At 71.9% G+C, this 18,067-nt stretch carries 13 protein-coding genes; 9 read left to right on the top strand and 4 right to left on the bottom strand.

Annotated elements, in window-relative coordinates; translation table 11 throughout:
* Window positions 1–41: 41 nt before the first annotated feature.
* Both ACFPZ3_RS35985 and ACFPZ3_RS35990 read left to right on the top strand, forming a co-directional pair.
* Entirely contained in the window at window positions 42–755 is a 714-nt protein-coding gene (locus ACFPZ3_RS35985) for a GntR family transcriptional regulator (RefSeq protein WP_379518783.1), read from the top strand.
* Entirely contained in the window at window positions 752–1,645 is an 894-nt protein-coding gene (locus ACFPZ3_RS35990; protein WP_379518784.1) for an enolase C-terminal domain-like protein, read from the top strand. The genes ACFPZ3_RS35985 and ACFPZ3_RS35990 overlap by 4 nt, the downstream gene beginning before the upstream one ends.
* A gap of 169 nt (window positions 1,646–1,814) precedes the next feature.
* Here the strand turns inward: ACFPZ3_RS35990 and ACFPZ3_RS35995 are convergent, their stop codons facing one another.
* Complete coding sequence (locus tag ACFPZ3_RS35995; RefSeq protein WP_379518785.1) at window positions 1,815–3,272, bottom strand: LCP family protein; 1,458 nt, start codon at window positions 3,270–3,272, stop codon at window positions 1,815–1,817.
* 191 nt (window positions 3,273–3,463) lie between these two features.
* Here ACFPZ3_RS35995 and ACFPZ3_RS36000 point away from each other — a divergent pair, with 191 nt between their 5' ends.
* Complete coding sequence (locus tag ACFPZ3_RS36000; RefSeq protein ID WP_379518786.1) at window positions 3,464–4,324, top strand: enoyl-CoA hydratase-related protein; 861 nt, start codon at window positions 3,464–3,466, stop codon at window positions 4,322–4,324.
* Window position 4,325: 1 nt separating this feature from the next.
* Entirely contained in the window at window positions 4,326–5,258 is a 933-nt protein-coding gene (locus ACFPZ3_RS36005; RefSeq protein WP_379518787.1) for an alpha/beta hydrolase, read from the top strand.
* On the opposite strand, the gene ACFPZ3_RS36010 is transcribed toward ACFPZ3_RS36005, so the two are convergent.
* Window positions 5,231–6,724: an alpha/beta hydrolase family protein gene (locus tag ACFPZ3_RS36010; protein WP_379518788.1), complete on the bottom strand. Its 1,494-nt coding sequence runs from the start codon at window positions 6,722–6,724 to the stop codon at window positions 5,231–5,233. The genes ACFPZ3_RS36005 and ACFPZ3_RS36010 overlap by 28 nt on opposite strands.
* A 107-nt stretch (window positions 6,725–6,831) precedes the next feature.
* Here ACFPZ3_RS36010 and ACFPZ3_RS36015 point away from each other — a divergent pair, with 107 nt between their 5' ends.
* The 3 genes from ACFPZ3_RS36015 to ACFPZ3_RS36025 are packed head-to-tail and all read left to right on the top strand — an operon-like array spanning window position 6,832 to window position 13,003.
* Window positions 6,832–7,941, top strand: coding sequence for an exonuclease SbcCD subunit D (locus ACFPZ3_RS36015; protein WP_379518789.1), 1,110 nt, complete (start codon window positions 6,832–6,834; stop codon window positions 7,939–7,941).
* On the top strand, window positions 7,942–12,108 hold the full coding sequence (locus ACFPZ3_RS36020; protein WP_379518790.1) for an AAA family ATPase: 4,167 nt from the start codon (window positions 7,942–7,944) through the stop codon (window positions 12,106–12,108). It begins immediately after the preceding gene.
* Between the two features lie 10 nt (window positions 12,109–12,118).
* Complete coding sequence (locus ACFPZ3_RS36025; RefSeq protein WP_379518791.1) at window positions 12,119–13,003, top strand: NAD-dependent epimerase/dehydratase family protein; 885 nt, start codon at window positions 12,119–12,121, stop codon at window positions 13,001–13,003.
* A gap of 152 nt (window positions 13,004–13,155) precedes the next feature.
* Here the strand turns inward: ACFPZ3_RS36025 and ACFPZ3_RS36030 are convergent, their stop codons facing one another.
* Complete coding sequence (locus ACFPZ3_RS36030) at window positions 13,156–13,788, bottom strand: HAD family hydrolase (protein ID WP_379518792.1); 633 nt, start codon at window positions 13,786–13,788, stop codon at window positions 13,156–13,158.
* 97 nt (window positions 13,789–13,885) lie between these two features.
* Between ACFPZ3_RS36030 and ACFPZ3_RS36035 the strand changes: the two genes are divergently transcribed.
* Window positions 13,886–15,172, top strand: coding sequence for an MFS transporter (locus ACFPZ3_RS36035; RefSeq protein ID WP_379518793.1), 1,287 nt, complete (start codon window positions 13,886–13,888; stop codon window positions 15,170–15,172).
* Window positions 15,173–15,380: 208 nt separating this feature from the next.
* Here the strand turns inward: ACFPZ3_RS36035 and ACFPZ3_RS36040 are convergent, their stop codons facing one another.
* On the bottom strand, window positions 15,381–16,595 hold the full coding sequence (locus ACFPZ3_RS36040; protein ID WP_379518794.1) for a LeuA family protein: 1,215 nt from the start codon (window positions 16,593–16,595) through the stop codon (window positions 15,381–15,383).
* A 38-nt stretch (window positions 16,596–16,633) separates the two neighbouring features.
* Here ACFPZ3_RS36040 and ACFPZ3_RS36045 point away from each other — a divergent pair, with 38 nt between their 5' ends.
* Window positions 16,634–18,049, top strand: a complete 1,416-nt coding sequence (locus ACFPZ3_RS36045) for a citrate synthase (RefSeq protein WP_379518795.1) — start codon at window positions 16,634–16,636, stop codon at window positions 18,047–18,049.
* Window positions 18,050–18,067 lie beyond the last annotated feature (18 nt).

Here is an 18,067-nt window from a genome sequence, read left to right on the forward strand (position 1 = left end):
GACATGTTGCCTAGAGTTCACTGTGTCCGTCAAGAGCTGTCATGGGGAGCGTGATCGTGGCCAGTGAGCTGGAGGGCCGGCTGAAGGGGCGAGTACAGGCCGCGCGCCGCAGCGTTCTCACCGAAGACGTCTACGAACGCGTCAAGAGTCTGATCATGAACGGCGACCTGGAACCGGGCGCCCGCGTGAACATCTACGCCGTCGCCCGGCTCCTCGACGTCTCACAGACCCCGGTGCGCGAGGTGCTCGCGGCCCTGGAGTCGGAGGGCCTGCTCACCAAGGAGGCCCTGCGCGGCTACTCGGTGGCCTCCGTCCTCACCCCGGACCAGGTCGCCGACCTCTACCAGCTCCGCCTGCTCCTGGAACCGTGGGCCGCCGCCAGGGCCGCCGAGCGCGTCACTCCGGACGGCGCCGCCCGCCTGCGCGCCGAACTCGGCAGCCTCCCGCAGGCCCCCCAGGGCACCCGGTACGAGGACTACCACGACATCGCGGCCCACGACGCCCGCTTCCACGACCTGGTCGCCGAGCTGTCGGGCAGCCCCGCACTCCGCGATTCGCTCCAGCGCACGCACGGCCACCTGCACCTGTTCCGCATCGAGTACGAGGGCCGCAGCAGCGGCGAGCCCACGCTGGCCGAGCACGCCCGCATCTGCGCGGGTGTCACCTCGGGCCTTCCCGAAGAGGCGGAGCAGGCGATGCGCGACCACCTGACGGCTGCCCGAGAGCGCTTCCTCCGGATTGGACCATCTCAATGACGAAGATCGTCAGTGCCGCCGCCTCCCTGGTGGACCTCCCCGTGGAGACCGTCAGGACGGATGCCGTGCAGGCGTTCGTCAAGCAGGAGACCATCGTGGTGGACCTTCACACGGACGACGGACTGTCGGGGACCGGCTACTCCTACACGATCGGCACCGGCGGCCGCGCCGTGCTCTCCATGCTCCGCGACCACCTGCTGCCCCTGCTGGAGGGCCGCGACGCCCGCGACATCGAGGCGGCCTGGCGCGAGCTGTTCGCCACCACCCGCGCCACCACGGTCGGCGCGATCACCTCACTGGCGCTGGCCGCCGTGGACACCGCCCTGTGGGACCTGCGCTGCCTGCGCGCCGGCGAGCCGCTCTGGCGCCTGGCGGGCGGCTTCCGCCGCGCCGTCCCCGTCTACGACACCGAGGGCGGCTGGCTGCACCTGCCCACCGACGATCTGGTACGGGGTGCGCTCGCGGCCAAGGAGGCGGGCCTGTGCGGCGTCAAGCTCAAGATCGGCCGTCCGCGCCCCGAGGAGGACGCGGCACGCATCGCCGCCGTCCGCGCCGCCGTGGGTCCCGAGCTGGACATCATGGTGGATGCCAACCAGTCCATGACGTACGCGGAGGCCAAGCGGCGGGCGCACCTGCTGGAGCCGTACGGGGTGTGCTTCTTCGAGGAGCCGCTGCCGGCCGACGACGTCCAGGGGCACCGGGAGCGGTCACGCCGTCGCGCCCGATGCGGCCGGGCTGGGAATCGCCTGGGACCGCGATGCCATGTCCGACCTGCGAGTGGCCTAGTTCGAGAGCGATTCTCCGGTAAATGGTGGCCGGGGGAGGGGTCTTTGCGTAATCTTCCGTCGCTGACGCTATCTGGAACGCGAAAGGCGGAAATGAATGCGTGATGACTGCGTTCGACCGTGGACGGCGGCGGGGTCGAGTCTCCAGCCTCCCGAAACGTGTGCTTCGGTGCTCGGACGCGTTTTTCCGCCTCAAGAGGGTGAGGAAAGGACGCTTTCCCCCGCGGACGAATGAGGCGCGCCTGATCTGAACAGGCTCGGTGCCCTCTGGTCTTCAGCCCTTGGCGGAGGCGGAGGTGCCGCAGCCCTCCGTGATCCCCTTCGTCGGGTCGTCGCCGGTCTGCTTCGCCGGCTTCTTCGCGGACTTCTTCGGCGAGGGGGACGACGAGGGGGACGACGTGGGCGGGGCGGAGGCGGCGACCGGCTGCTTGACGCGGGCCGAGTCGCGGATCGCCTTCGTCGCGACGTCGCGGATCTTCTCCCAGTCGGGGTAGCCGGTGTTGATCAGCGGCGGTACGAACTGCACGCTCGTCACCTGGGCGTCCTTGACCTTCAGGGCCAGCGGCACCAGGTGCCGGAGCCACGTGCGGGGGATGTCGGTCCTGATCAGTTCCTTGGTGGCCAGCGCGATCTGGTTGAACCTGGTGAGCACCGTTCCCGGGTCCGCCTGGCCGAGGATGGCGCCGAGCACGCAGCGCTGGCGGCGCATGCGGGTGTAGTCGTCGCTGTAGGTGCGCGAGCGGGCGTACCACATGGCGTCGGCGCCCTTGAGCTTGCGCGTGCCGGCCTTGACCAGGCCCTCGTTGTACTTGCCGAACACGACGTCCTGCTCGACGGTGACCGTGATGCCGCCGAGGGCGTCGATCAGGCGGGCGAAGCCCCACATGTTGACCAGGGCGTACCAGTCGACCTTGAGGCCGAGGGTGTAGCCGATGGTGTCCATGAGGACCTTCGGGCCCTGGTGCTGCTTGCCGCCGAAGATCTCGGGGTGGGCGTCGGCGTACTCCCAGACGCTGTTGAGCAGGTCGCTGCTGCCGCCGTTCGCGTCCTTGGGGAGGTCGAAGCCGCTGGGGAAGCGGCGCGCCATCGGCGTGCCGGGGCGGAAGCGCACGTCCTCCAGGTTGCGGGGGAGGCTGAACAGCACGGTGTTGCCGGTCTTCACATCGACGCTGGCCAGGTTCATGCTGTCGGTGCGCACGCCGACCCGGTTGTCGTCGGCGTCGCCGCCCAGCAGCAGGATGTTGACCCGCTGCCGGCCCGCCCAGGGGTCCTCGGGCTTGGGCTCCGCCGCCGGGCTCTCCTCCCCGTCGTCGGTGGGCTGGAAGATCCGGTCGATGGCCTGCCGTGAGGTGTTGACGCTCTGGGCGGCGTACCCGAACGGCACCACGACCACGACGGCGAGCAGGCCCGCCAGGGTCCCGGTGAGGATCTGCCCGGACTGCGCCAGCCGGCCGGGCCGCAGCACCACGAAGGAGTGGACGATCAGCGCGAACCAGGCCAGGCCCAGCACGACGGCGCCGGCCGTGATGGAGATGAGCCAGGAGTCCTGGGTCGCCGAGCCCGCCAGCGTGCCGATGTCGTTCATGAGGACGAACGCGAGCAGGGCCAGCAGCGCGGCGGCATAGCAGGAGATGAGGACGAGGCCGGTCCTGCGCCAGCCGGCGCGCAGATGGGCGGCACCGGGTACGAGTGCCGCGAGCACCAGCCACCCGAGGACCGCTCCGGCGCTCATCGATTCCTTAGCCTGCCGCACGCCTTCCCCGTTTCCCCGCGATTACCACCATAGGCGTAAACTCCGCAACCTGCGGTGAACCGCTCGGGCGCGGTCGCCGCAGGCTTCCATAGAGGCGGCAGCCTACGCATCAGATACGAAATATGTCTTTATCAGAGGGTGAACATCAGTTACCGAATAAGATTCGGGGCATGGCCTTCTCTGAGATCGAGTACGGGGTGACCGATCGCATCGCCACCGTCACATTGAAGCGTCCTGAGCGGCTCAACGCCTTCACCTTTACGATGCGCGGAGAGTTGATCGAGGCATTCGACCTCGCCGACGCCGATGACGACGTACGAGCCGTGGTGGTCACCGGGGCCGGACGCGCGTTCTGCGCCGGCGCCGATCTGGGCGGCGGGGGCGGCACATTCGGGCACCGTGGAGAGGGCGAGACCGTGGACGGCGCCCCGCGCGACGGCGGCGGCACGGTCGCGCTCAGGATCGCGCGATCGCTCAAACCGGTCATCGGCGCCATCAACGGGCCCGCCGTGGGCGTCGGGGTCACCATGACGCTGCCCATGGACATCCGGCTGGCCTCGGAGACGGCCAGGTTCGGGTTCGTGTTCGCGCGGCGGGGGATCGTCACCGAGGCCGCGTCGAGCTGGTTCCTGCCCAGGATCGTCGGCATCGCCCAGGCCATGGAGTGGGCCGCGACCGGCCGGGTCTTCCCCGCCTCGGAGGCGCTGGCAGGGCGGCTGGTCTCACGCCTCTATCCGGCCGGCGAGCTGCTCCCGGCCGCGTACGCGCTGGCCCGCGAGATCGCCGACAACACCTCGGCCGTCTCCGTGGCCGCCATCCGCCGCCTGATGTGGTCGGGCCTGTCGGCCTCCTCACCCTGGGAGGCGCACGCGGCCGACTCCCGCCTCATGGCGGAACTGGGCGGTGCGCCCGACTCGGTGGAGGGCGTGACGGCGTTCCTGGACAAGAGACAGGCCGACTTCCCGATGAAGGTGAGCGAGGACCTGCCGCCCGCTGTGCCGTCCTGGCCGGACAGTCCCTATGGTGTCTAGCATGTACGAGCTCACCGTGCTGCCCCTGCCCGACGACTTCGAGGGCGAGGTCGTGGCGACGCTGGTGTCCAGGAGGACCGAGAAGAGCGGCACCCGCAGGGCGGTGCTCTACCTGCACGGGTTCACCGACTACTTCTTCCAGGACCACCTGGCCGAGCACTATGTCCAGCGCGGCATCGACTTCTACGCGCTCGACCTGCGCAAATACGGCCGTTCACTGCTGCCGCACCAGACCAGAGGCCTGATCAGGAGCATCACCGACTACTTCCCCGAGATCGACGAGGCCGTACGCGTCATCCGGCAGGACCACGACGAGCTGACGATCAACGCCCACTCCACCGGCGGCCTGATCGCGCCCCTGTGGGCTGACCGGGTTCGTGGGCGCGGCCTGGTGCAGGGGCTCGTGCTCAACAGCCCGTTCTTCGACCTCAACGTGCCCACCCCGATGCGGCTGGCCGCCGACCTGCTCAGGACGCCGCTGGCGTACACGCGCAGGGCCCTCCCGCTGGGCTCCAGCACCGTCTACGGGCAGACGCTGCACCGCAGCGAGCAGGGCGAATGGGACTACGACCTGGAGCTCAAGCCGCTGGGCGGCTTCTCTGTGCACGCCATGTGGCTGGCCGCCATCCGGCGGGCGCAGCGGCGGCTGCACGCGGGCCTGGCGGTGGACGTGCCGGTCCTCGTGCTCGCCTCCTCGACCGGTCTCCGGGTACGCGACTTCGTACCGGAGGCGCGTTCGGCCGACATCGTGCTCGACCCCCAGCACATCGCCCGCTGGGCCACCGCGCTCGGCCCCCACGTGACGTGCGTGCGCATCGCCGACGGCCTGCACGACCTGGTGCTGTCGGCCGAGCCCGCGCGCAAGCAGGTGTTCGCCGAGCTGGACCGGTGGATGAACGCCTTCGTCTACCAGGGGAACGAGAACAACCCGTAGTAGGCCGCCGCCACCAGCAGCAACCCCGTGCCGCCGAGCACCCCGGCGACCGTCACGTGCTGCCACCGGCCCGGCCTCAGCCCCTCGCGCAGCGCCGACACGAACGCCGCCACCGCCGTGACCTCCTGGATCAGCATCAGCACGGCCAGCACGCGCACGACCAGCCAGCCCGCCAGCACGGCGGGCCAGGCGCCGGCCTGGTTGACCGAGAACAGCACCAGCACGGTGATGAACGCCACCACCGAGGCCAGCAGGCCCAGCGCCGTCCACGCCATCCTGCGCAGCCTGCGCCTGATCGGCGGCCACAGCCGGGCGTTGGTGTCGACGGGGGTCTGGTTGCGGTGGCGCAGGCGTACGACCATGGCCGCGACCGGGCCTGCCACGTAGCCGACGGCGGCCAGGCAGATCGTCAGCCCGAGCATCGTGCCGCCGGCGTACCAGGGGGCGGCGGGCACGTCGCTGGCCTCGAACCGCTGGACCGGGGTGGCGCCCGCCATGTGCACCGTGGGCGCGGCGGTGGCGGGCAGGCCCTTGACCCAGTTGGCGAGGGTCTCCAGGTAGCCCGTGGTGAAGTTGCCGCCGTTGACCCGCATGGCGTGGTCGCCCTTGGCCATGAAACGGATCGTGTAGTCGTCGTTGCCCGCCTTGCCGAGCGCCGTGATGAGCGCCTTGGTGGACTCGACGAAGGGGATCGAGGGGTCGGTGGTGCCGTAGAACGCCAGGACCGGCTGCTTGACCTGGCTTAACGCGGGCATCGCGTCGTAACGCAGGAAGTCGAACCCGACCCCGCCCATCGCCCTGGTCAGCAGGTCACGGGAGCCGATGGGGGCGCGCAGGCGCAGGAGCTGCTCGTTCAGCGCCCAGGCGACCTGGCGCAGCGGGGAGACGTTCGGGGAGGACACCAGCACCATGAACCCGACCGCCGCGCTCTTCGCCGCCGCGATCGGCACCACCCAGCCGCCCTCGGAGACGCCCCACACGCCGACGCGGGCGGGATCGACCTCGGGGCGTGTGCGCAGGTATTCCACCATCCGCAGCGCGTCGTCGGCCAGCAGCCCGAAGTCCCGGTCACGGAAGTTGTAGCCGATCGTGCGCTTGTCGAACGCGATCGTCACCACGCCCGCCTTGGCCAGGAACTCCGCCTGCGGCGTGAACTCCGTACGCGAGCCGTTGCCCGACCCCGACACGAACACCATCGCCGGATGCCGCCCAGGGGTGAGCGGCACCCGGACAGTCCCGTCCAGGCGCTGGCCCTCCGCCGGGAGCGAGATCTCCTCACGGCGCACGGGATCGACGGCCACCACCGGCTTCAGCTCGCCGGACGGCTGAGCCGGGATGGCCTGGAAGGCTGGTTCCACCTTGAGTGGCGGTGGGTCGAACGCCGGCGGCAGTACGTAGCCGACCGAAGCGAGAGCCACCAGCACCAGACCGGCGGCGACGCTCAAGGTGCCACGGCCAGTGCGCATTGGCCTCCCCATGTGCGTTGGTTTGCCCGCTGATCTTCCAGACTACTCCCAGCGCATGGGGCAGGAGAGCCCGCATTTGTCGGTGGGAACTGTTAGCTTCCTGCGACATGCGGATCCTGCACACCTCCGACTGGCACCTGGGTCGCTCCTTCCACCGGGAGAGCCTGCTCGCCGGGCAGGCGGCCTTCGTCGATCACCTGGTGGAGACGGTGCGGGCCGAGCGGATCGACGTGGTGGCGGTCGCCGGCGACGTCTACGACAGGGCGCTGCCCCCTGTCGACGCGGTGGCCCTGCTCGACGAGGCGCTCGGGCGGCTGCGCGCCGCCGGTGCCAGGGTGGTCATGATCAGCGGCAACCACGACTCCGCGCTGCGGCTGCGGTTCGGCTCGGCGCTGTTCGAGGCCGCGGGCGTCCACGTGCGCACCTCGCCCGACCAGTCCTGGGAGCCGGTGCTGGTCGACGACGTGGCCTTCTACGGCATCCCCTACCTGGAGCCCGAGCTGGTGCGGGCCGCCTGGGAGCTGCCCGACCGCAGCCACACCGCCGCGATCTCCCACGCGATGACCCGCATCAGGGCCGATTCCGTACGCCATCGCGCCTCGGTGGTGCTGTCCCACTGCTTCGTGACGGGCGGCCAGGCCAGCGACAGCGAGCGCGACATCAGCGTCGGCGGGGTGGCCCACGTGCCGCTGACGGCCTTCGACGGAGTCTCCTACGTGGCGCTCGGCCACCTGCACGGGCGGCAGCGCATGTCCGAGACCGTGCGCTATTCGGGCTCGCCGCTGGCCTACTCCTTCTCCGAGGTGGGCCACGTCAAGGGCTCGTGGCTGGTGAGGCTGGGGGAGGAGACGGAGTTCGTGCCCGCTCCCGTGCCCCGCCCCATCGGCCGCCTGCGCGGCGACCTCGACGACCTCCTCGCCGACCCCCGCCACGCCTCCTACGAGGACCACTGGCTCCAGATCGTCCTGACCGACGCCGTGCGCCCCAGATCCGCCATGGACCGGCTGCGTGCCCGCTTCCCGCACACCCTCGCCCTCACCTTCGACCCGGTCGGCGCCACCCCCTCCACCGCGCCCGTACGCCTCAGCGGGCGGCCCGAGCCGGAGGTCGCCCTCGACTTCGTCCGCGAGGTGCGCGGCGAGCCTGCCGCACCTGAAGAGGAAAGCCTGCTAAGACAGGCCATCGAGGCGTCCAGGGTGAAGGAGACGATGGCGTAGATGCGGCCTCACAGGCTCACGCTGACCGCGTTCGGGTCCTTCCCCGGCACGGAGTCGGTCGACTTCGACGCCCTGGCCGAGGCGGGCCTCTTCCTCGTCCACGGGCCCACGGGCGCGGGCAAGACCACGATCCTCGACGCGCTGTGCTTCGCCCTCTACGGCCAGGTGCCCGGGCAGCGCAACAGCGCCCGCAGCCTGCGCTGCGACCACGCCCCGCCCACGGCGGGCCCCTCGGTCACCCTGGAGGTGACCCTGCGGGGCCGTTTACTGCGCATCCAGCGCTCCCCGGCCTGGCAGCGCCCCAAGCTCCGGGGCACGGGGTTCACCGAGGAGAAGTCCAAGGTCGTCCTGTCGGAGTGGCAGGGCGCCGACTGGCACGGCCTGACCACCCGCCTCGACGAGGCAGGCGACCTGGTGGGCGGGCTGCTCGGCATGAACGCCGCCCAGTTCTGCCAGGTGGCGATGTTGCCCCAGGGCGACTTCGCCAAGTTCCTGCGGGCCGACGGGGAGGAGCGGTCGAAGCTGCTGGAGCGGCTGTTCACCGTCAAGATCTTCACCCTGACGGAGTCGTGGCTGGCCGAGCACCGCAAACAGGCCTGGCGGGAGGCGCAGGAGCTGCGGCAGCAGGTGGACTTCGCCGTCAAGCGGGTGGAGGAGGCGGCGGGCACCGACCTGCCCGCGCTCGTGGCGGCGTCCACAACGCCCAGGCCCGCGTCGGACGAGGCCACGTCCGCGCCGGAGGGGCTCGCCGCGCCGGCCGCTCCCAGCGCCTCCGTGGCCGCTTCGGAGACAGCCGCTTCGGAGACAGCCGCTTCGGAGACACACGCGGCTTCGGCGGCGCCGGCCCTCTTCGAGATGCCCGCCGCCACCGCACCGTCAGCCCCGGCGGCGCCGGGAGGTGCCCGGCTCAGGCCGGTTGCCACCGGTGCCGGGGGGAGCGGTGTCTCGACGGGCGACGACTGTGACATGCCGACGCCGGAGTCCGATCCCTTGCGGTGGGCGGGAGCCCTGCTCGATGCCGCGCGGGCCGTCGTCGTGCGGGCCGATGGGGAGCACGTGGCGGCCGGTCAGGCACTGGGGGAGGCGCGGACGCGGTTCGAGCGGGCCGCCGCGCTCGCCGATCGCCAGCGCCGTCACGCCGAGGCGCTGACCCTGCGCCGCACCCTCGACGAGCGGGCCGACGAACGCGCCGACCTGCAGGCCATCCTCGACGACGCCGCCAGGGCGGACCGGGTGCGCCCGCTCATCACGGCGGCCGGTCAACGCGCGGAGACCGCCGCCAAGGCCCGTACGATGGCCGCCGACGCCCTCGCCCGAGCCCGTCACCTGCTGATCACCACCGCGCCCACCCTCCCGCCCCGGCCCGAGGGGGCGAGCCCCGGCCCGCATCGGCGCGAGGGCGCCTCCGCGACGTCCGGGTTGCGAGGGGGTGAGGACACCTCCGCAACGGCTGGCCTGCTGGGGCGTGAGGACGCCTCCACCGTGGCTGGCCCGCGGGGCCGCGAGGACATCGCCGCAACGTCCGTCGGTGCCACGGTTTCGCCTGATCCGCGACGCCCCGGTTCCCCCACCTCATCACCGTCCCAAGCCCTGCCCGAGGGCAGCGGGCTGTCCGTGGTCGAGCTGGCGGGGTTGGAGCGGCGGCGGCAGGATGAGATCGCTCGGCTGCAGGAGTTGCTGACCGAGGAGGCCAGGCTGTCGGTGGTCCGGCGTGACCTGCTCAGGGTCGAGGAGGAGCTGGCCGGGCTGGTGCGCGCCGACGAGGCCGTGGCGGCGCGGTTGGCCCTGCTGCCCAAGCTGATCGAGGAGGCCGAGGCCCGGCTCGCGGAGGCGCGGGTGGACGCGGCCAGGGTTCCGGCCGCCCAGGCCGTACGCGACGCCGCCGCCCACCTGATCGGGATCGACGGCGAGCTGGCCAGGCTGGCGACCGAGCTGGATGCGCTGGCACAGCGCGAGGCCGCGGTGTCCGCCGCGGAGGCGGAGCTGCCCGAACGGGTCGCCGACGCCGGCGCGGCGCTGACCGAGGTACGCGCCCAGGCGGCGGCCAGCCCGGCGGCGATCGCGAGCCTCGACGCCGCCAGGGCCGCTCTGGAGGCCACCCACCGGCGCGAGAGCCTGGCCGCCGAGCTGGAGGCGGCCGTCGCCGCGCACCAGGTGCTCGTCGACCAGGCCCAGAGCCTGCGCGAGCGGTGGCTCGACCTGCGGCAGGCCCGTATCGACGGCATGGCGGCCGAGCTGGCGCGCGACCTGTCCGAGGGGCAGCCGTGCGCCGTCTGCGGCTCCGAGCACCACCCCCACCCGGCCTCCCCTACCGCGAGCGCCCCTTCCGCCGACGACGAGCAGGAGGCCGAGGCCGCCCACGAAGCCGCCCTGGCCGATCGCGAGGCCGCCGAACGCATGCTCGCCTCGCTGGAGTCCCGGCACGCCGGCGCGGTCGAGGCCACCGGGGAGCTGGATGTGGACACGGCCGCGGAGCGGGTGGAGCTGGCCGAGCAGGAGGCGGCCCGCCTCCAGGCGGTGGCCGACCGCGAGCCCGCCCTGGCCGCCACCCTCGAACGCGTCGAGACCGAGCGCGAACGGGTCAGGGACCAGGCCAGGGAACTCGCCGAGACCCTCGCCGGCCACCGCGCCCAGCGCAAACACCTCGAATCGGAACGCACCCACGTGCGCAACCAGCTCACCCAGGCGACCAGGGGCGGCGACGAAGGACACCGGGGCGCGCTTGACAGCGGCGTTCCGGGCGCGGCAGGCGAACCTGTGCCACCGCCAGTGCCTGCGGCGGATGGTATCGCCGTGCCAGGCGCGGGCGGAGCGGACGGCGAATGGGTTCCGGGTGCGGCGGATGGCGGACGGGGTCCGGGCGCGGGTGAGGTGGACAGTGGACGGCTGCTGGCCGCGGCTGAGCGGGAGTTGCGCAGGCTGAAGGCGTCGGCCGGTCGAGAGCCTGTGCTGGCCCAGGAGGCGGGCGGGCTCAGCCGGGAGCGGCTGGAGCTGGAGGAGCGTGGGCGGCGGGTGGCGGCGCGGGTGGCGGCCTGCCGTACCCGGCACGAGGAGCTGAGCGGGGACGCCGGGCGGCTCGGCACGCGGCTGGACGCGGCGCGCGGCGACGATGCCACCCTGACCGCCCGCCTGACGAGGCTGAACGACGAGGCCGAGTTGCTGCGGGAGGCGTCGGAGGCCACGCAGACGGCGGTGGCGGCGCGGGAGGAGCTGGAGGGGGCCGGGAAGGCGGCCGAGCAGGCGGCGGCCGAGGCGGGGTTCGGGGATGTGCGGGAGGCGGAGTCCGCGTACCGGAGCCCGGCGGAGCGGGAGAGCAAGGCGGAGCTGCTGCGGCGGCTGGACGACGAGCATGCGGCCGTCAGCGGCGTGCTGGCCGACCCCGAGCTGGTGGCCGCGGCGGCCGAGCCGGCGCCGGATCTGGCGGCGATCGGGGCCGAGCGGGACGGGCTGGAGGAGACGTACACGAGGCTGTCGAGCGCGCGCGACCGAGCCGAGGCCAGGGCGCGGCGGCTGCGGGTGTTGCACGGCGAGCTGTCGGACCGCATCGAGAGCTGGCGTCCGGCGGCCGACCGGCACCGGCTGGCCGAGCGGATGGCGTCGCTTGCCAGCGGCACCTCCGGCGACAACCAGTGGAGCATGAGCCTGTCGTCGTTCGTGCTGGGGGAGCGGTTGCGGCAGGTGGTGGACGCCGCGAACGAACGGCTCGACCACATGTCGGCCGGACGCTACCTGCTGCGGCACGATCTGCGGAAGACGGCGGGCGCCCGGGGTCGCGCCGGTGGCGGGCTGGGGCTGCGGGTGGCCGACGGCTGGACCGGGGTCGACCGCGACCCGGCCACCCTGTCCGGGGGCGAGAGCTTCATCACCTCCCTGGCCCTGGCGCTGGGGCTGGCCGACGTCGTCACGGCGGAGGCGGGCGGCGCGGAGCTGGGCACGTTGTTCGTGGACGAGGGGTTCGGGACGCTCGACGAGGACACCCTCGACGGTGTGCTGGACATCCTGGACGGGCTGCGAGACGGCGGGCGGGCCGTGGGCATCGTCAGCCACGTGGCCGAGCTGCGATCCAGGATCACGGCGCAGCTCAAGGTCACCAAGACGCGCACAGGGTCCACGCTGAGCGCGGTGGGAGTCGGCATTACGCTGGAGCGCGCCGAAATCTACTCATGAGGAGCGGTTCATGCGCGTCGTCGTCACCGGTGCCCACGGCAAGGTAGGCAGGGCTGCCGTCAAGGCCCTGACCGAGGCGGGTCACGAGGTGACCGCCACCGATCTCACCCGCCCGGTCTGGGAGCGGCCCGAGCCCGGCACCCCGCGCTACGTACAGGCCGATCTGACGGACGCGGGGCAGGCGTTCGCCGTGACGCACGGGGCGGAGACGGTGGTGCACGCGGCGGCCATCCCCGATCCGACCGCCAACCCGCCGCAGGTGGTGTTCCAGAACAACCTGATGGCCACGTTCAACATGATCGAGGCGGCGGTGCGGTTCGGGGTGCCGCGATTCGTGAACGTCTCGAGCGAGACCGTGCCGGGGTTCTTCTTTCCCGAGCGGCCGTTCCTGCCGGACTACGCGCCGGTGGACGAGGAGCACCCGATCCGGCCGCAGGACCCGTACGCGCTGGCCAAGCACTTCGGTGAGCAGCTCATGGACGCGGCGGTGCGGCGTTCGGACATCAGGTGCATCTCGCTGCGGCCGAGCTGGGTGCAGCACGAGGGCAACTACGAGCGCAACCTCGGCCCGCAGGTGCGTGACGTCTCCGAGGTGGGGGCGGGGTTGTGGAGCTACATCGACGTGTACGACCTGGCGGACGCGATCGTGCTGGCCGCCGAGTCCGACCTGCCCGGGCACGAGGTGTTCTACATCGCCTCGCCGGACAATGCGGGCGGGCACGACTTCGCCACCGCGCTGCGGCGCTACCACGGCGACCGGATCGAGCTGCGGCCCCTGGCCCGGCCCGACGCCTCCGGCATCTCCTGCGCCAAGGCCCACCGCCTGCTGGGCTGGAACCCGAAGCGGTCGTGGCGCGACTACCTGGACGAGAACGGCCGCACCCGCCAGGGGTGATGACGACGGCCAGAGGTGACGACGGCCAGAGGTGACGACGGCCAGAGGTGACGACGGCCAGAGGTGACGACGGCCAGGGGTGATGACGACGGGCGGTGGCGCGCGCGGCACCTCCCACCGGCTGACCCGGCCGCGGTGCGCGGTGCGGCCGATCAGTCGAGAGAGCCGATCAGGTCGGGCAGCTTGGCGGGGTCGTGGAAGAGGGTCGCGCCGAGGCCCGTCAGTCGGGAGGCGGGGGTGAGGCCGCCGGCGAAGGCCAGGCAGCGCATGCCCGCGCTCACCGCCGCCGTCACCCCGAACGGGCTGTCCTCCACGACCACGCAGCGCTCCGGCTCGGCCCCCATGGTGGCCGCGGCGTGCAGGAACAGGTCGGGCGCGGGCTTGCCCCTGGCCACGTCCTCGGCGCTGAACACGCGCCCGGCGAACCTGTGGGCCAGCCCGGTCAGCTCCAGGCTGCGGCGGATCGTCCGGTGGCGGCCGTTGGAGGCCACGCAGAAGGGGATGGAGAGCTGGTCGAGCGCCTCCTCGATGCCCCGGACCGTGCACAGCTCGGCCGTCACGGCGGCCACGTAGTCGGCGTTGAGCTGGTCGCGCCAGCCCGGCGGGGTCGGGCCGATCTGCTCCGCCCAGTACTCGTTCGTGCAGCCGACGAAGCGCTCGGCGTACTCCGCCTCGTCGATCGTCCAGCCCAGTCGCCGTACCGCGGCCGTGCCCACGCGTACGGAGATCGGCTCGCTGTCCACGAGCACCCCGTCACAGTCGAAGATCACCAGGTCAACCGCCAACTACGTTCCCTCCAGAGGTCCATGAAACGTAACATTGCGCAGGTGGTAGCGTCTTTGTATCGCTTTCCAAGACGCTAGTCCGCATAGTGAGACAAGAATGACGACATCCCCCCATACCGAGGCCCCCAGCACGACGCGGATCGCGGCCGCCAGCCTCATCGGCACAGCGATCGAATTCTACGATTTCTACATTTATGGCACCGCGGCGGCCCTGGTGCTCAACACCGCGTTCTTCCCGGGCATGGACCCGGTGGCGGGAAGCCTGGCGGCGTTCTCGACGTTCGCGGTGGCGTTCATCTCGCGCCCGCTCGGCTCGGCCGTGTTCGGGCATTGGGGTGACCGGGTCGGCCGCAAGTCCATGCTGGTCGTGTCGCTGCTGGTGATGGGCCTGTCGACGGTCGTGATCGGGCTGCTGCCCGGCTACGCGACGATCGGCGTGATGGCGCCCGTGCTGCTGGTGCTGCTGCGCTTCACACAGGGCATCGGCCTCGGCGGTGAGTGGGGCGGCGCGGCGCTGCTGGCCACCGAGCACGCGCCGCCGGGCAAGCGCGGCCTGTACGCGATGTTCCCGCAGCTCGGCCCGTCGGCCGGGTTCATCGTGGCCAACGGGCTGTTCCTCATCCTCGGCGAGACGCTGGGCGACGGGGAGTTCCAGAGCTGGGGATGGCGGCTGCCGTTCGTGGCCAGCCTGCTGCTGGTGATCGTCGGCCTGTACGTCCGGCTGAAGATCTCCGAGACCCCCGTCTTCAAGGCGGCCATGGACCAGCACCGGATCGCCAGGGTGCCGTTCGTCGGGCTCATGCGGAACCAGTGGCGGCGGGTGCTGCTCGGCGCCGGGGCCATGACGGTCACGTACACCCTCTTCTACACCGCCACCACCTACTGCCTGTCGTACGGCACCAAGACGCTGAAGATCCCGCAGACCACGATGCTCGGGGTGACCATGGTCGGCGTGCTGTTCATGGCGGCGGGCACGGTGGGCTCGGCCCTGGTGTCCGACCGGCTGGGCCGCCGCCGCACGCTGATCGCCGGCACGATCGTGGCGATCGTGTGGGGGCTGGTGATGTTCCCGCTGATGGAGACCCGTTCGGTCGTCCTGGTCGGGGTGGCGCTGGCCGGGGCGCTCGCGCTGATGGGGCTGATCTTCGGGCCGATGGGGGCGTACCTGCCGGAGCTGTTCAAGACCGAGTACCGCTACAGCGGCGCCTCCGTCGCCTACAGCCTCGGCGGCGTGCTCGGCGGCGCGGTGCCGCCGCTGGTGGCCACCAGCATGCAGGCGAGCGGGCTCGGGGTCATGGGAGTCGGCGTGTACGTCTCCGCGATGGCCGTGCTGAGCCTGCTCTGCCTGCTCGCCCTGCCCGAGACCGGCGACAGAACTCTCTAGCAGCCGAGGCCCGGGACCGGAGGCGATCCTCTGGCAGCCGGGGTCCGGGACCGGAGGCGATCCTCTGGCGGCCGGGGTCCGTGATCGGTGGCAGGATCCTCTGGCGGCCGGGGTCCGTGATCGGTGGCAGGATCCTCTGGCGGCCGGGTCCCGTGACCGGCGACAGGACCCTCTAGCAGCCGGGTCCCGGGACGGGCGGCAGATCTCTCTAGTAGCCGGGGAACATCAGCGACAACTCATCCGGGTAGGCCGCGATCAGGCGTAGCTCGTCGTCCGTGAGCGGCCTGCCCGTCATCGCGTTGCAGAGCTGGACCAGGCGGAACGACAGGTCCTCGTCGGTCACCTCCACGCCGAGGCCGTCCATGACGTGGCGGAAGCCGCTCTTGCCGCCGTACTCGCCGGTCAGCACCACCCGGCCGCTCCTGGTGTGCCAGTCGTCGGGGAACGGGCCCAGCGTCGCCTCGTCGTACAACTCGTAGTTGCCGTGGTCCTTCAGCGCGCCGTCGGCGTGGATGCCCGACTCGTGCGCGAACGCGTTGCGCCCCACCCCCACCTGGTTGTACGGCAGCGGCTGCCCCAGCGCGTAACTCGCCCACAACCCGAACCTGCGGGCCCACTCCATGTTCAGCGCGTCCCCGATCCGCGCTGTCTCGAGTCCGAACCCGTGGCGGAAGGCCAGGATGGTGGAGAGCAGGTCGGCGTTGCCCGAGCGCTCGCCGACGCCGTTCACGCAGGTGTTGATCCACGCGTCCTGCCCGGCGTCGAGGTCGCCGAGCGCGCCCGACACCGAGTTGGCCACGGCCATGCCCAGGTCGTTGTGGCAGTGCGTCTCGACCGGCATCGAGGTGCCCGCGGCCAGCTTGGCGAAGCGCTCGCGGATCCGGTCGGGGGTGTCGCCGCCGATCGTGTCGCAGTAACGCACGCGGTCGGCGCCCGCCTGCTTGGCCGCCAGCGCGAACTCCAGCAGGAACGCGTCATCGGTACGCGAGCCGTCCTCGGCGTTCACCCCCACCGTCAGCGCGCCCGCGTCCTTGGCCACGCGCACCGCCGCCGTCATCTCCCTGATGATCGCCTCCCGGTCCAGGCGGCCGCGGAACTTGTTCTGGATCATGTAGTCGGAGGTCGAGATGGACAGGTTGTAGTGCTTCAGCCCGAGCGGCGCCGCCTTCTCCACGTCCTGCGGCACGCCCCGGCACCACCCGGACAGCCGCAGGCTCCCGAACGCGCCCGCCTCGGCCAGCGCGACCTGCGCCCTGACGTACGGGACCTCGTGGAAGAGGAACGGGAAACCGATCTCGGACTGCGCCACCCCGAGCTTGGCCAGATAGAAGTTGACCATGGTCTTGCCGAACTTCGAGAGACCGGTGCGCGCGGTCTGCACGCCGTCCCGGTTGGTCACGTCGAGGAAGTGAACTTTTGGCATGCCCTCACGTTGACATGCTCGTTCAACATGGATCAATATTGATTTTCATCAACCTGTCGGGAGGTGCGCCCGTGGTGGAGTGGATCGACGCGGCCACGGCGGCGGAGCGGCTGGGCGTCAAACCCGCCACGTTGTATGCGTACGTGAGCCGGGGGGTGCTGCGGCGGCGGCACGGGGAGGACGGGCGGCGCAGCCTGTTCTCGGCCGAGGAGGTCGAACGCCTCGCCCGGCGGGGCCGGCCGCGCAGCCAGCCGCCTGAGCTGGTCATCGAGTCGGCCGTGACGGCGCTCGGCGTGGACCGGCCCTACTACCGGGGGATCGACGCGCTCGCGCTGGCGGGGACGGCGTCGTACGAGACCGTGGCGGAGTGGTTGTGGACGGGCGACCACGCCGTCTGGCAGGCCCTTTCGGACCGCGAGCCCCCGGTGCGGCCGGGCGGTCACGCCATCCGGCAGGGCCCTTCAGAAGGTGCGGACCGCGAGCCTCTTGCGCGGTCGGGCGGCCACACCGTCGGGCGGGGCCCTTCAGAAGGTGCGGACCGCGAGCCTTCTGTGCGGTCGCGCGCTCGCGGCGGCGCCACCTCTTCCGAGGGGTGGCGGCGGGGGCCGGAGGAGGGGCTGCGAGCCGCCGTCGCCGCCCAGCGCGGGCTTCCCGGCGACCTGCTGCCCCTTGACCGCCTCCAGGTGATCACCACGGTGCTCGGCGCGTCCGACTCCCTGCGCTACCAGCTGGACCCCGCCTCGGTCATCGCCACCGGCCGGCGTCTGATCTCGGGTCTGGTGGACGCGCTGCCCCTGCTCGGCGACCCACCCCAGGACGGGTCGATCGCCGGGCGCCTGTGGTCCCGCCTGTGCCCCCGCCCCGCCGCTCCGGCCCTGCTCGACGCGTTGCGGGCCGCGCTGGTGCTGCTCGCCGACCACGAACTGGCCGCCTCGACGCTGGCCGCCAGGGTCGCCGCCTCCGCCAAGGCCGACCCGTACGCGGTGGTCCTGACCGGCCTCGGCGTCCTGGGCGGCCCGCTGCACGGCGGCGCCTCGTACGGCGCGGAACGCCTGCTGGCCGAGATCGCCGAGCCCTCTCAAGTCGCCCGCGCCATCGCCGAGCGGGTGCGGCGCGGCGAGCGGATCCCCGGCTTCGGCCACAGCGTCTACAAGAACGGCGACGGCCGGGGTGAGATGCTGCTCGACCTGGTCAAACAGGCCGTGCCGGGGCACGATCGCATCGCCGCCGCCGAGGCGGTGCTGGCGGAGATGCGCCGTCGCCGCCTGCCCGACCGCAACGTCGACTTCGCCCTGGCCGCCCTCACCACCGTCAGCGGCATGGTCAGCGGCGCGGGCGAGGCGATCTTCGCCGTGGCCAGGGTGGCGGGCTGGCTGGCGCACGCGATGGAGGAATATGAGCGCGGCTCCCTCCTCCGCCTGCGCGCCTCCTACACAGGCCCACCGATCACGTAGCCGCGCGGCTCACGGAGC

The sequence above is a fragment of the Nonomuraea insulae genome, assembly GCF_042656245.1.